Source organism: Streptomyces sp. NPDC051173, from assembly GCF_040689515.1.
In the GTDB taxonomy this organism is placed as follows: Bacteria; Actinomycetota; Actinomycetes; order Streptomycetales; family Streptomycetaceae; genus Streptomyces.
Window position 1 is genome coordinate 1 of sequence record NZ_JBFBBD010000123.1, and the last position, 13,416, is coordinate 13,416.

9 protein-coding genes are annotated in these 13,416 nt (G+C 72.0%); 7 read left to right on the top strand and 2 right to left on the bottom strand.

The window, feature by feature from the left end:
* The first annotated feature begins 368 nt into the window (after positions 1 to 368).
* Positions 369 to 2,762 (top strand): endopeptidase La, encoded by a 2,394-nt coding sequence (gene lon / locus AB0435_RS33105; protein ID WP_366428638.1) that lies wholly within the window; start codon positions 369 to 371, stop codon positions 2,760 to 2,762.
* 74 nt (positions 2,763 to 2,836) lie between these two features.
* On the opposite strand, the gene AB0435_RS33110 is transcribed toward lon, so the two are convergent.
* Positions 2,837 to 3,439 carry a peptidase inhibitor family I36 protein gene (locus AB0435_RS33110; protein WP_366007682.1) on the bottom strand — a complete coding sequence of 201 codons (603 nt, stop codon included), beginning with the start codon at positions 3,437 to 3,439 and terminating at the stop codon, positions 2,837 to 2,839.
* A gap of 193 nt (positions 3,440 to 3,632) precedes the next feature.
* Here AB0435_RS33110 and AB0435_RS33115 point away from each other — a divergent pair, with 193 nt between their 5' ends.
* The 5 genes from AB0435_RS33115 to AB0435_RS33135 all read left to right on the top strand — a co-directional run bounded on the left by AB0435_RS33115 (position 3,633) and on the right by AB0435_RS33135 (position 11,558).
* Positions 3,633 to 4,499, top strand: a complete 867-nt coding sequence (locus AB0435_RS33115) for a helix-turn-helix domain-containing protein (RefSeq protein ID WP_366428639.1) — start codon at positions 3,633 to 3,635, stop codon at positions 4,497 to 4,499.
* 754 nt (positions 4,500 to 5,253) lie between these two features.
* A complete protein-coding gene (locus tag AB0435_RS33120; protein WP_366428640.1) occupies positions 5,254 to 7,440 on the top strand; it encodes a molybdopterin cofactor-binding domain-containing protein in 2,187 nt (728 codons plus the stop codon).
* Positions 7,441 to 7,459: 19 nt separating this feature from the next.
* A complete protein-coding gene (locus AB0435_RS33125; protein WP_366007674.1) occupies positions 7,460 to 7,918 on the top strand; it encodes a (2Fe-2S)-binding protein in 459 nt (152 codons plus the stop codon).
* A gap of 123 nt (positions 7,919 to 8,041) precedes the next feature.
* Positions 8,042 to 8,599 carry a Uma2 family endonuclease gene (locus AB0435_RS33130; protein ID WP_366007689.1) on the top strand — a complete coding sequence of 186 codons (558 nt, stop codon included), beginning with the start codon at positions 8,042 to 8,044 and terminating at the stop codon, positions 8,597 to 8,599.
* Positions 8,600 to 8,789: 190 nt separating this feature from the next.
* Positions 8,790 to 11,558 carry a M4 family metallopeptidase gene (locus AB0435_RS33135; protein WP_366428641.1) on the top strand — a complete coding sequence of 923 codons (2,769 nt, stop codon included), beginning with the start codon at positions 8,790 to 8,792 and terminating at the stop codon, positions 11,556 to 11,558.
* Positions 11,559 to 11,653: 95 nt separating this feature from the next.
* On the opposite strand, the gene AB0435_RS33140 is transcribed toward AB0435_RS33135, so the two are convergent.
* A complete protein-coding gene (locus tag AB0435_RS33140) occupies positions 11,654 to 12,532 on the bottom strand; it encodes a lysozyme (RefSeq protein WP_366428642.1) in 879 nt (292 codons plus the stop codon).
* Between the two features lie 214 nt (positions 12,533 to 12,746).
* On the opposite strand from AB0435_RS33140, the gene AB0435_RS33145 reads away from it, so the two are divergent.
* Positions 12,747 to 13,220 carry a MarR family transcriptional regulator gene (locus tag AB0435_RS33145; protein ID WP_366007671.1) on the top strand — a complete coding sequence of 158 codons (474 nt, stop codon included), beginning with the start codon at positions 12,747 to 12,749 and terminating at the stop codon, positions 13,218 to 13,220.
* Positions 13,221 to 13,416 lie beyond the last annotated feature (196 nt).

The following is a 13,416-nucleotide window of genomic DNA, read 5'->3' on the forward strand; positions in this document are numbered from 1 at the left end:
GGCACCTCCCAGCGGTAGCTGGGGGAGTTTGAGGACAACGCGCGAAGCGTGTTGCGGGGTCTGGGGCAGCGCCCCAGTTTCGGGAAGGGGCGGGGTAGGGGAACAAAGCCCGCCGCAGGCGCAACGAACCCGCACCCCGAAGGGCCCCGGGCGGAGCCCCCACGCGGCGGAGCCGCACATCAGACGCAGCCGGGAAGGGGCGGGGCTGGGGAACAGGCCCGCCGCAGGCGCACCCGGCAACGGACCCGCACCCCCCACGGCCCCCCAGCGGCGGCGCGATCGCTCACAGCGAACAACCCCCTGGGAACATCCGCGAAGCGCCACGCATTGAGTCGGCATAGCTCAACTTGCCTGCCGAAGGGGAGATCATGGCTTTCACGTCCACACCGCTCACCCTGCCCGTCCTGCCCCTCGACGACGAGGTCGTGCTGCCCGGTATGGTCGTGCCACTCGACCTCTCCGACGGTGAGGTGCGGGCCGCCGTCGAGGCCGCGCAGGCCGCCGCCGGGGACGGCAAGCCGCAGGTGCTGCTCGTGCCGCGCGTCGAGGGTTCGTACGCCGGCACCGGCACCCTCGGCCGCGTGGAGCAGGTCGGGCGGCTGTCCGACGGTGACCCCGGGGCGCTCATCCGAGGGCTGGGGCGCGTCCGGATCGGGGCGGGCACCACCGGGCCCGGCGCCGCGCTGTGGGTCGAGGGAACGCGGATCGAGGAGATCACGCCCGACCCGCTGCCCGGCGCGGTCGCCGAGCTGATGAAGGAGTACAAGGCGCTCGCCACCAGCTGGCTCCGCAAGCGCGGCGCCTGGCAGGTCGTGGACCGCGTCCAGCAGCTCGACGACGTGGCCCAGCTCGCCGACAATTCCGGTTACTCCCCGTTCCTCACCGTCGCCCAGCGCGTCGAACTGCTGGAGACCGCCGACCCGGTGACCCGGCTGCGGCTCGCCGTCACCTGGCTGAGCGAGCACCTCGCCGAGCAGGACGTCGCCGAGTCGATCGCCAAGGACGTGCAGGAAGGCGTCGACAAGCAGCAGCGCGAGTTCCTGCTCCGCCGCCAGCTGGAGGCCGTCCGCAAGGAGCTCGCCGACCTCAACGGCGACCCCGAGAACGAGCCGGACGACTACCGCGCCCGCGTCGAGGCCGCCGACCTGCCGGAGAAGGTCCGCGAGGCCGCGCTCAAGGAGGTCGAGAAGCTGGAGCGGGCCTCCGACCAGAGCCCCGAGGGCGGCTGGATCCGCACCTGGCTCGACACCGTCCTGGAGCTCCCCTGGAACGAGCGCACCGAGGACGCCTACGACATCCCCGGCGCCAAGGCCGTCCTCGACGCGGACCACGCGGGCCTGGCGGACGTCAAGGAGCGGATCACCGAATACCTGGCGGTGCGCAAGCGGCGCGCCGACCGGGGGCTGGGCGTGATCGGCGGGCGGCGCGGGGGCGCGGTGCTCGCGCTCGTCGGTCCGCCCGGCGTCGGGAAGACCTCGCTGGGGGAGAGCGTCGCCCGCGCCATGGGCCGCAAGTTCGTCCGGGTCGCCCTCGGCGGCGTGCGCGACGAGGCGGAGATCCGCGGCCACCGGCGCACGTACGTCGGCGCGCTCCCCGGCCGTATCGTCCGCGCGGTCAAGGAGGCGGGCTCGATGAACCCGGTCGTCCTCCTCGACGAGATCGACAAGGTCGGCTCGGACTTCCGCGGCGACCCGGCCGCGGCCCTCCTGGAGGTCCTGGACCCGGCGCAGAACCACACCTTCCGCGACCACTATCTGGAGGTCGAACTCGACCTCTCGGACGTCGTCTTCCTGGCCACGGCCAACGTCCTGGACTCCATCCCCGAGGCCCTCCTCGACCGCATGGAGCTCGTCCGCCTCGACGGCTACACCGAGGACGAGAAGGTCGTCATCGCCCGCGACCACCTGCTGCCCCGGCAGCTGGAGCGCGCCGGCCTGGCGGCCGACGAGGTGACCCTGGAGGACGAGGCGCTGCGCAAGCTGGCCGGCGAGTACACCCGCGAGGCGGGCGTACGGACCCTGGAGCGCGCCCTGGCCCGGCTGCTGCGCAAGGTGGCCGCCCAGCACGAACTGGGCGGGCGCGAGCTGCCCGTGACCCTCGGCGCCGACGACCTGCGCGCCCTGATCGGCCGTCCGCACCACACGCCGGAATCCGCCCAGGACCCGGCCGAGCGGCGCACGGCCGTGCCGGGAGTGGCGACCGGCCTCGCGGTCACCGGGGCGGGCGGCGACGTCCTCTTCGTGGAGGCGTCGCTGGCCGACCCCGAGACGGGCGGTGCGGGCCTGACCCTGACCGGCCAGCTGGGCGACGTGATGAAGGAGTCCGCGCAGATCGCGCTGTCCTTCCTCCGCTCGCACGGCGCCGAACTGGAGCTCCCGGTCGGCGACTTCAAGGAGCGCGGCGTCCACCTGCACGTCCCCGCGGGCGCGGTCCCCAAGGACGGCCCGAGCGCGGGCGTGACGATGACGACGGCGCTCGCCTCGCTGCTGTCCGGCCGCCAGGTCCGCCCCGACGTGGCGATGACCGGCGAGGTCTCGCTGACCGGCCGCGTACTGCCCGTCGGCGGCGTGAAGCAGAAGCTGCTCGCGGCGCACCGGGCCGGGGTGACCACGGTCGTCATCCCCAAGCGGAACGAGCCCGACCTGGACGACGTGCCGGCGGAGATCCTCGCCGCGCTCGACATCCACCCGGTCGCGGACGTCCGCCAGGTCCTGGAACTCGCCCTCCAGCCTGCGTCCGCGCAGGTGGTGATGGCGGCGTAGCGGCGGCCGGCACCATGAGGAGAGGCTCCTGCCCCCGTGACAGGGGCCTCTCCCGTCGCTCCCCGCCTACCGGGTCAGCAGACCTTCACGTACCAGACCGGGTGCCAGTTGCCGTGCGCGTCGTACGACCCGCCGTTCACCTGAGCCGGCTTCGTCTGGAAGACGAGGTGTTTGCTCTTGTTGTACATCCTGGCCACGGTGCCGCTCGACTGGTTGTTCCACCACGAGCCGCCGCTGTTCCAGCCGTTCGGGATCTCCCAGTAGAAGTTGCAGCTGGAGTGCTCCCACACCGTGCCCTCGTAGTTGGCCTGAGGCCAGCCGCAGAAGTTGAGGTAGTCGCAGTCGGCCGCGCTCTTCGGACGCGTCGTGGTGCGCAGGTCGCGGGCGTACTTCTCGCCCGGTACGGCCACGAGCACGAAGCCGCCCGGTACGTCGATCCTGTTGGCCGAGACCTGCTTGCCGCCCGTCTGGGCGACATAGCGGTCCACGTCCTTCTGGAGCGCGACGGACTGCGCGCCCGTCAGCCCCGCGTGCTCGGCCTGCGCCGCGTAACGGCCGGAAGCGGCCGCGGTGGCGTGCGTCGCCCCGAGCCCCGCGACGAGCGCCAGCGCCATGCACGCGGGCACGGCGAGCAGGCGTCTCGACCCGGAGATCCCGCCGGTGTGAAGTGTGGTCACGATGATTCCCTTCCCATCGCCACCCCGGCAGGGGCGGCGGAGCCGGTGACATCAGGGCATGTTCATGCCCGCGTGCGAGTCTGGCGGCCGGCAGGCCGCCTGGATAGTAGGAATGCGACCTGCCCGGCCGACGGCCCCGGATCGTCCGGAAACCCGCCTTGGCTCCCGCCCGTACGGACGTACGGTGAGGCGCATGTCGGAAACCGGCACCGCCTCCCGGCAGTTGGTCCGCAGCGACCCGGCGGCGGAGCTGCGCGGAGCCGTCCTGGGCTACCGCGGCTTCCGCTTCGCGGCCCGCGGCCCGCGCCGCCGGCTGGTGGTGCCCGACGGCGTGGTCAAGGTGATGCTCGGCTTCGGCGGCCCCCTCGACATGGTCGACGCGGTCGAACCGCGCACGGTGACCACGGCCACCTCCCTCGTCAACGGCCTGCGCACCACCGCGACCATCGGCGTGCACCGCGGGCTGCTGCACGGCGTCACCGTTCTGCTCTCACCTCCGGCGGCCTACAGGCTCTTCGCCGTCCCCATGGCCGAGTGGGCCCACCTCACGCCCGACCCCGGCGACCTCCTGGGCCACGGCCTCGGACAGCTCACCGAACGGCTCGCCGAATGCCCCGACTGGCCCGCCCGCTTCGCCCTGCTCGACCACGCCCTGGCCGCCCGGCTGCGCAGCGGACCGCGATGTCACCCGGAAGTGGCCTGGGCGTGGGGTGAGTTGCGGCGTACGGACGGCCGGATCCGCATCGACGACCTGGCCGCCGGTACGGGCTGGAGCCGCCGCCACCTGGAACGCCGCTTCCGCGAACAGCTCGGGCCCACGCCGAAGGGGGCCGCGCAGGTGCTGCGCCTCCAGGCGGCGCTCCGTCTGAAGCGGGCGGGTATGCCTTGGGCTCTGGCTGCGACGGGGGCGGGCTTTCACGACCAGACGCACTTCTCGCGTACGTTCCGGGTGATGGTCGGGTGTACGCCTGGTCGTTTCCAGGACGGGAGGGTGGTGGGGGCGGCGGATGATCCTCTGGACTTCTTGCCGGGGCAGGTGACGAGCATTTTGCTGGCTTGATCTTTGGCTTCTATTGCGGTCCGGTACGGGTCGCTCGGCGCGACCTTTCCCCCCACCCGCCCGCCCTTTCCCGACTGCGCCTTGCTGTGTGGCTCCGCCGCGTGGGGCTCCGCCCCAGCCCCCTCGGGGTGCGGGTTCTTTGTGCCTGCGGGGCGGTTGGGGCGTGTGCCTCAGCCCGGCTGCGGGTCGGTTGGCGCCTGCGGCGGGCTTCTTCCCCTACCCCGCCCCTTCCCGGCTGCATCTGATCTGCGGCTCCGCCGCGTGGGGGCGCGCGCCCCAGCCCCCGTCTGCGGGTCCGTCGGCGCCTGCGGCGCTTGTTCCCCTACCCCGCCCCTTCCCGAAACTGGGGCTCGTGCCCCAGGCCCCCGGCCATCGGTCCGTTGCCGCCTGCGGCGGCGGGCGCCCTGCGGGCGCGTCCTCAAACGCCGGACGGGCTAAAGAGAATGGCGCCCCCCACCGGCCTTCATGTCACCCACCGGCGGAGGGGGTGGGGCCGGAGGGTGGGGTTCTGGAACGCGGTGCGTTGTCACGGTACGCAATGCGTAGGGCGGCGCCACGCACCGCGTTCCAGGTCCTCAGCCCGGAGGCCACACCCCCGGTCCAGCCACCAACCCAGCCCGGCTGGCGATTGAGGCCACCCCACCCCCGGCACAACGAACCGCAAGGGAAAAATCGCCCCCCAAAAAACCCACCCTTGAATCCCGCCTACCCACCAGTAATGATCAACCCGCCCCCACCCCAAGATCGGAGCCCCATGAAGGAAGCAGCCCCCCAACCCCCCAGCAGACGCCGCTTCCTCACCTACCTCATAGCCGCCCCCACCCTCACCCTCGCCACCACCGCCCCGCACCCCCAGCAAGCAGCCGTCGCCGACATCGTCGACCTCGGCGACATCCTGAACCTCGTCGGCACCCCCACCGCGCACATGCTCGTGCTGACCGTCGGCGAGGACGGCACCGCCACCTTCCGCCTGCCCAGGGAGGAAGTCGGGCAGGGCCTGACGACGGCCGTCGCGATGCTGGTCGCCGAGGAGCTGGACATGCCGCTCGGGCAGGTGCGGGTCGAACTGGAGGACGCCCGCCCAGAGCTGATGTTCAGTCAGTTCACCGGGAGCTCCAACTCCATCCGCTCCCTCTACGACCCGGTCCGGCACACCGCGGCCGCCGCCCGAGCGCGGCTCGTGAAGGCCGCCGCCCAACGATGGGGCCTGGCGGCGGGGGCCCTCGCCACCCGGGACGGTGCCGTCCACGCCCCGGACGGCCGCAGCGCGTCGTACGCCACGCTCGCGGCCGCGGCCGCCGCGCGCGATCTCGGGGCGCTTACCGCCGCGCCCAAGCCGGAGTCCGCGCACACACTGGTCGGCACCCCGGCCTCCCGCATCGACGCCCGCGCCATGGTCACCGGCCGGCAGCGGTACACCCTGGACCTGGACATACCCGGCGCCAAGCCCTGCATGGTGCGCCGCCCGCCGACCGTGGGCGGCACGGTGAGGGCCGTACGGAACGAGGCCGCCGTGCGGGCGATGCCCGGGGTGCTCGGCACCGTCGTGATCCCCACGGGCGTAGCGGTCGTCGCCGAGACGTTCGGGCAGGCGCTGAACGCCAAGAACGCGCTCGACGTGACCTGGGGACCCGGCACAGTCGACGGCCTCTCCGACGACGACGTCCGCGCCAGGCTCCGGGACGCGGCCGCGCCGCTGGTCGAACTGCCGCCGCTGACCGAGCACCTGGACGCGGAGTTCGACTTCGCGTTCGTCAGCCACGCGCCGATGGAGACGAACTCAGCGGTCGCGGACGTACGGCCGGACCGGGCCACGGTCTGGTCCGGGCTGAAGGCGCCGATCGTCGCGCAGCAGACCATCGCCAAGGAACTCGGGCTGCCCGTGGACAAGGTCACCGTGCACGTGGTGCAGGCGGGCGGCTCGTTCGGGCGGCGGCTGTTCTTCGACGCGGCGCTGGAGGCCGCCCAGGTGTCGAAGGCGGCGGGGCGGCCCGTACGGCTCATGTGGTCCCGCGTCGACGACATGCGGCACGGCAGGATGCGGCCGGCCACCCACCACCGGCTCCGCGCCACGTACGCGCTCGGCAAGGTGCTGACCTTCGAGCACCGGGTGGCCGCCGTGGAGACCGACTTCCGGCACGGCCTCGGCGAGGCGCTCACCGCCGCCGCGGCGAAGCTGCCCGGGAGCATCGGCAACGAGACGTTCGCGCAGACGCTCTTCCATACGACGGTGAAGTCGCCCTACCGCTTCGGCCTCACCACCCAGCACCTGACCGAGGTGCCGCTGCGGATGCCCACCGCGTCCTGGCGGTCGGTGTACTCGGCGAACACCCGCGGCGCCGAGGAGATCGTCGTCGACGAGCTCGCGGCGCGGCTCGGCCGGGACCCGGTCGCCTTCCGCCGTGCGTTCCTCAAGAGCGCCGCCCAGCGGGCCGTCCTCGACAAGGCGGCGAGCGAGGGCGACTGGGGGCGGCCGATACCGGCCGGGCACGCGCAGGGGATCGGTTTCCACGAGGAGTACAAGTCCCGCACGGCGTGCCTCGTCGAGATCGACGCGACCGACCCCCGGCACCCCCGGGTCGTCAAGGCGGTGATCGTGGCCGACGTCGGGCGGGCGGTCAATCCGCGGGGTCTGGAGGCGCAGTTGCTGGGCGGGCTGACGGACGCGATCTCGACCACGCTGCGGGCCGGGCTGCACCTCGACAAGGGGCTGCCGCTGGAAGGCAGCTACTCGCAGTTCCACTACGCGCGGCAGCGGGACGTGCCGCCGGACGTGCGGGTGTTCGTGATGCCGCCCACCGGCGAGCCCGGCGGGGCGGGGGAGTTGGGCGTCCCGGCGGCGGTGGGGGCGATCGCCAACGCGTACGCCCGTGCCACGGGCACGCGCCCTCGGCGCTTTCCGGTCAACTTCGACGTGGACTTCACCCCCTTCCCCCGCTGAGCCCTCACAGGAGCCCTCCATGCCCACCCACCGTTTCACCGTCAACGGCCAGGCCGTCGCCGTGGACGCCCCGGACGACCTGCCCCTGCTGTGGGCGCTGCGCGACCACCTCGGGGTGCGCGGGCCCAAGTACGGCTGCGGGATAGACGTCTGCAAGGCGTGCACCAGCCACCTGGACGGCGAGGCCGTACGCCCCTGCGTCGTCCCCGTCTCCACCGTCGAGGGCCGCGAGGTCACCACCATCGAGGGCCTGGCCGACGGCGAGAAGCTGCACCCGGTCCAGGAGGCGTGGCTGGAGCAGGACGTCGCCCAGTGCGGCTACTGCCAGCCCGGCCAGATCATGGCGGCGGTCGCCCTCCTGAAGCGCACGAAGAACCCCACGGACGCCGACCTCGACGAGATAGCCAACGTCTGCCGCTGCGGCACGTACTTCCGCATCCGCGAGGCGATCCGCAGCGCGGCGGCGAAGATGGGGTGACGTGGTACGGGATCGGTCGCGTGTCCGTTTCCCGTGCGTATCGTTGTACTACCCGGCTGCCCGTATCCCGCGGGTGGCGGGGAGGAGCGCACAGTGACTGCCACGCTGACCGACAGGATCGAGATGGCCGACAGCGACGAGCTCAGCCTGGACATGCTGTTCGACAGGCTCGAGCGGATGCCCGTCCCCGAGGGCTACAAAGTAGAGATCGTCGAGGGGGCCGTCTACATGTCGCCGCAACGACAGAACCACTGGGAGATCATTCTCGGTATTGTCGAGCAACTGCGGGTCAAGTACCCGAGGAGTCGCACGGCGTCGGATGTACGGATCGACTTTCCCGGCCACTTGAACGGCTTCTGCTGTGACGTCGTGGCGTTCAAGGAAGGGGCGACACAGGACGACGAGGCGCGTTGGCATTACGAGGACATCGAGTTCGTCGCCGAGGTGATTTCCAAGAACACCGCGCGGAACGATTACGGGCCGAAGAAGGATACCTTCGCTCTGGCCGGTGTACCGGTGTACCTCATCGTGGACCCGTACATCGGCGAGTGCGTGCTCTTCACGGATCCCAAGGACGGCACCTACCGCACCGGCCCTGCCATCAAGTTCGGCGACCCCATCGACCTCACCGGCACCGTCGTCGGCCTGGCCCTCGCCACCGACGAGTTCCCCCGCGACTGACCGCGTCGCCGCACGGCCGAAAGCCGTCCCCCGGGCCTTACGCATCGTTGTTCAGCCCTCGTCCCACCGGTTGCATGTGCCACGACCGCACATGTTCCGGAAGGTACGAGGGGGATCCACCTTGCGTAAATCCAGAGCACGTTCAGGAAGACCGGCCGCGAAGAGCGGCATAGCAGGGGCGGCGGCGCTGATGGGCGTTGCCGCCCTTGTCGTGACCGCCGTGCCCGGGCAGGCCGTCGCCGTGGCCGGGAAGGCTCCCGGTGAGGTGATTCCGGGGAAGGGAACCTCCACCCCTTCCCTGGTCGACGGCATCAGGGAAGGCGTACGGGCGAGCGGCAGCGCGGCCGACGCCGCGCGCGAGCACCTCGCGGACAAGCAGAGCCGCTATCACATCGCCGCCCCGGGGCGCGATCTGCGGCCCGTGCGGACCGCGACCTCGGGCCGGGAGGAGATCGTCCGGCTCCAGCAGAAGTACGGCGGCGTGGACGTCCTCGGCGGCCAGTACGTCGTGAGGATGGAGAAGAAGGACGGCAAGCGCGTCGTCACCGGCACCTCCGGGAAGTACTTCACCGGTCTGAAGGCCGACACCAAGGCCGAGGTGAGCGAGGAGCTCGCGGTGCGCAGGGCCGTCGAGGCCACCCTGCGTGAACTCGACGGCACCTGGCTCGGCACCGGGGCCAAGGCGGCGCGGTCCCTGACCGGCACCGCGCGCGGCCTGGTGGTCGTGCCCAAGGGCCCCGGCGTCCTCACCCATCACGTCACCGTGCGCGGCACCGACCCGGCCGACGGCCGGCCCGTGCTGCGCGAGGTCTACGTCGACGCCAAGGCCGGCTTCCCGGTGCTCCAGTACAGCGGCATCAAGACCTTCGGCGACGAGGGCACCGCCAGGTCCGCCGCCACGGCCTCCGCGAAGTCCGCCGCCGCGGCGGCGGAGAGCCCCGCGAAGCCCGCGGACGGTGTGAGCCCCGGCGTCGCGGGCTCCGGCGTGAAGTACGACGGCACCACCGTCGAGCTCGGGCTCTTCAAGGACACCGCCCGCAACGAGTACGTCATGCGTGACTACTCCCGGATGTGGGACTCCACCAAGAACCTGATCTCCACCTGGGACGCGCGCGGCAAGGACGTCAGCGAGGCGTCCGGCAACTGGCCGGCCGGCATCAAGGAGTTCGGCTCGCCCGGCCCGAACTTCGGGAAGGACGCCACCGAGTCCGGTGCCGTCGACGCCCACTGGGCGGCGGGCAAGGTCTACGACTACTACAAGAAGGTCCACGGCCGGAACAGCCTGGACGGCCGTGGCATGGCCATCAACTCCCTCGTCGGCGTGACCCGGTTCGGCGGCGCGTACGTCAACGCCTTCTGGGACGGCACCAAGATGGTGTACGGCGGTGGCGACGAGGAGTACAAGACGCTCTCCGCCGATCTCGACGTGGTCGGCCACGAGATGACGCACGGCGTCGTCGAGAACTCCGCCGACCTCGTCTACGCGGGCCAGTCCGGCGCCCTCAACGAGGCGCTCGCCGACTACTTCGGCAACTCCATCGCCGTGGACGCCGCCGGCATGTCCATGGACGACCCGGACGCGGGCCTGCTGGGCGGCGACCTGTGCCGTACGAAGACCCCGCGCCAGTGCGCCTTCCGTGACCTCAACGACGGGAGGACGACGTCCAAGAACTTCGTCGGTGTGGGCTTCTCCACCGACAACGGCGGCGTGCACATGAACTCCACCATCTTCTCCGGCGCGCTGTGGAACATCCGCAGGGACGTGGGCCGCACGCTCGCCGACAGGATCGTCTACAAGGCGCTCACGGAGTACATGACCCCGCTCGACGGCTTCACCGAGGGCCGTGAGGCGGTGATCGCCGCCGCGAAGGCGCTCGGCGTGTCCGCCAAGGACCTGAACACCGTCACGCGCTCCTTCAACGCCCGCGGCATCGTCCCCAACTGGGAGCAGGCCCTCGGCGTCGACACCGACCTGCTGTCCGGCAGGCTGAACACCGCGGGCACCGGCGTGGGCGCGGGCGGCGGCTGGTGGGCCGCGTCGCGGTCCAACGACGACGGCTCCGAGGCGTACTCCGTCTGGGCGGGCCGCGCGGACGGCTCGGGCTCCCCGAAGCTGATGAGCCCCAACGACGGGCGCTACCACGCCTATCCGGCCACGGACGGCAGGACCGTGGTGTGGGTCGCCGTCGGCAAGGACGGCGTGGACGTGCTCTCCCGCCCCCTCGCGGGCGGGCCGGTCAAGAAGCTCTACTCCAGCGCCGGGATCAACGCGGTGCGCGTCGAGGGCGACGTCGTGGTCCTGGAGGAGCAGAGCGGTTTCGGTGCCCGCCACGTCGGTTATCTGCGGCCCGGCGACAAGGCCCCGACCTGGGTGGACGGCCGGCGCGACGACACCGAGACGGCCATGCCGTCGGTCGGCGGCGGCCGGATCGCCTACGCGAGGATCACCTCGCAGGGCGACGACTTCCAATCCGTCACCGAGGTGCTGGACCCGAGGACGGGCAAGGTGACGCAGACGGGCGCCAACCGCAAGCCCTCGGCGATCGGCCAGACCGGCATCAACGGCACGCACGTCTTCTGGCTGGCGCACGAGTTCGACGCCCAGGGCAAGGGCGGCTCGTCGGTGCGGCGGGCGAACCTCGACGGCACGGGCGTGACCGACCTCAGCACGGAGAAGGGTCCGCAGGCGCTCTTCCCCCTCGACCTCACGGCGTCGGAGAGTGCCGTGACGGTGACCTCGCTGCCGCCGGAGACCACCACCGGCAACGAGGCGCTGCCGAAGCTCTACCAGTTCGCGGCGGACGGCTCGACCGACCCGGCGCGGGCGCGGGTCTCCTGCAACCGCGGTGAGCAGTCGTCGGCCGCGGCGGTGGGCGGCAAGCAGGTGGTGTGGCTCGACGGCACCACCGGCTACACCGACCTGGTCACCCGCACCCGTCCGGCGGGCTCCTGCGGCTGACGCCCGAGCCGGGACGACGAACCGGGACGAAGAGCCGGGCCCCCGCCGCCGATGTGCGGGGGCCCGGCGCTCTGTGCGGGCGGATGGTGGCGCGGTCAGCCGTCGGCCAGCGCCTGGAGGCGGCTGTAGGAGCCGTTGAAGCGGTTGTGGTCACCGACGGTCGGTCCGGTGTCGGTGTACTGCCAGACGGTGTGGAACCCCCAGCCCGCCGGGAGCTCGCCGACGGAGGAGCCGTAGCGCGGGACCCACAGGGGGTTGACGGAGCCGAAACCGCCGTAGTCGCCGGTGCACTGCTTCCACCAGCCCGTCGCGGTGTAGATCATCGCGTCGCGGCCGGTGCGCGCGCGGTACGTACGGAGGAAGTCCGCGATCCAGTTCCGCAGCGCGCCCGCGCTCATGCCGTAGCAGACCGAGCCGTAGGGGTTGTACTCGATGTCGAGCACCCCCGGCAGCGTCTTGCCGTCACCGGACCAGCCGCCGCCGTGCGTCGCGAAGTAGGTGGCCTGGGCGGCTCCGCCGGAGTTGTCGGGCAGGGCGAAATGGTAGGAGCCGCGGATCATTCCGGCGTCGTAGGAGCCGTTGTACTGCTGGGCGAAATACGGGTTGGTGTAGCTCGTGCCCTCGGTGGCTTTCACATAGGCGAAGCGGTTGCCGCTGTTCCAGAGCGTGGACCAGGGGACGTTCCCGTTGTGGCTGCTGACGTCGACGCCCTCGACGGAGGCGGTGAGCGAGGGGGGAGGTGTACGGCCCGTCTGCGGTTCGTGGCGGCGGACGGTGGAGCCGAGCCAGTCCCGCTCGGGGTGGGCGGGCCGCTTGCCGCCCGTCGTGGGGGAGGCGGCGAGCGCGGTGCCGGGCAGGGCGACGATCAGCGCCAGCAGGGCGATGAGCAGGGAGAACAGAGAGGACAGAGCGGTGCGGACGCCGGGAGCCGTGGGGGGCTCCCGGCGCGGTGGAGCGGGTCTGAGCACGGGCATGGCGGACTCCGGTGAGCTGTGTGGGGGGAGTGCCGTGAGTACGACTGTGTTGGTGTGACCATGTCATACCCAAAATATCGAGCACGGACGCGTCGGGCCCGCGGGGACGCGGTGCTGTCGTCGGTCCGAACCTGCGAAATACTTACGGAGCTGCGGCGATGTGCCGCGGCCCACGGAAATTTTCAGCAGCCGGAAAGCCGGAGAGGGCCTCGACGTGCACCAGACGACTCCCCCGCGCCCCGAGGACAGCAGTGGTGTGGACCAGGCTTACCTCGCGCTGGAACGCGAACTGGCCGTCTTCCTCCGCCGCGCCCGCGCCTCCTCCGGCGAGATGGCCCGCGCCGTCCACCCCGAACTGGAGGCGGCCGCCTACGGCCTCCTCGTCCGGCTGGAGGACGCGGGGGAGCAGCGCGCGACGGATCTCGCCGCGTACTTCGGCGTCGGCAAGGCGACCATGAGCCGGCAGCTGCGCGCCCTCGGCGACCTCGGCCTCGTCACCCGCACCCCGGACCCCGCCGACGGCCGCGCGTCCCTGGTCCGCATCACGGACGAGGGCCGCGCCCGCTTCACGCGCGTCCGCGACGCGCGCCGGGCCCACCATGTGCGCAAGCTCGCGGACTGGGACCCGCGGGAGATCGCGGAACTGGCGCGGCTGCTGCGGCAGTTGAATGTGAGCGCGGAGGGGTAGGCGGGGTTTGTTCCCCAGCCCCGCCCCTCCCCGAACTGGGGCGCGTGCCCCAGGCCCCCGGCTGCGGGTCGGTTGGCGCCTGCGGCGGGCTTTTCCCCCACCCCGCCCCTTCCCGAACTGGGGGCGAGCCCCCAGGCCCCCGAAGCACGCTTCGCGCGCTGTCCTCAAACGCCGGACGGGCTGGATGGTGCGGACC

Coding starts and splice junctions, on each gene's coding strand:
- lon (WP_366428638.1), top strand. CDS start 369: ATGGCTTTCACGTCCACACCGCTCACCCTGCCCGTCCTGCCCCTCGAC.
- AB0435_RS33115 (WP_366428639.1), top strand. CDS start 3,633: ATGTCGGAAACCGGCACCGCCTCCCGGCAGTTGGTCCGCAGCGACCCG.
- AB0435_RS33120 (WP_366428640.1), top strand. CDS start 5,254: ATGAAGGAAGCAGCCCCCCAACCCCCCAGCAGACGCCGCTTCCTCACC.
- AB0435_RS33125 (WP_366007674.1), top strand. CDS start 7,460: ATGCCCACCCACCGTTTCACCGTCAACGGCCAGGCCGTCGCCGTGGAC.
- AB0435_RS33130 (WP_366007689.1), top strand. CDS start 8,042: ATGGCCGACAGCGACGAGCTCAGCCTGGACATGCTGTTCGACAGGCTC.
- AB0435_RS33135 (WP_366428641.1), top strand. CDS start 8,790: ATGGGCGTTGCCGCCCTTGTCGTGACCGCCGTGCCCGGGCAGGCCGTC.
- AB0435_RS33140 (WP_366428642.1), bottom strand. CDS start 12,532: ATGCCCGTGCTCAGACCCGCTCCACCGCGCCGGGAGCCCCCCACGGCT.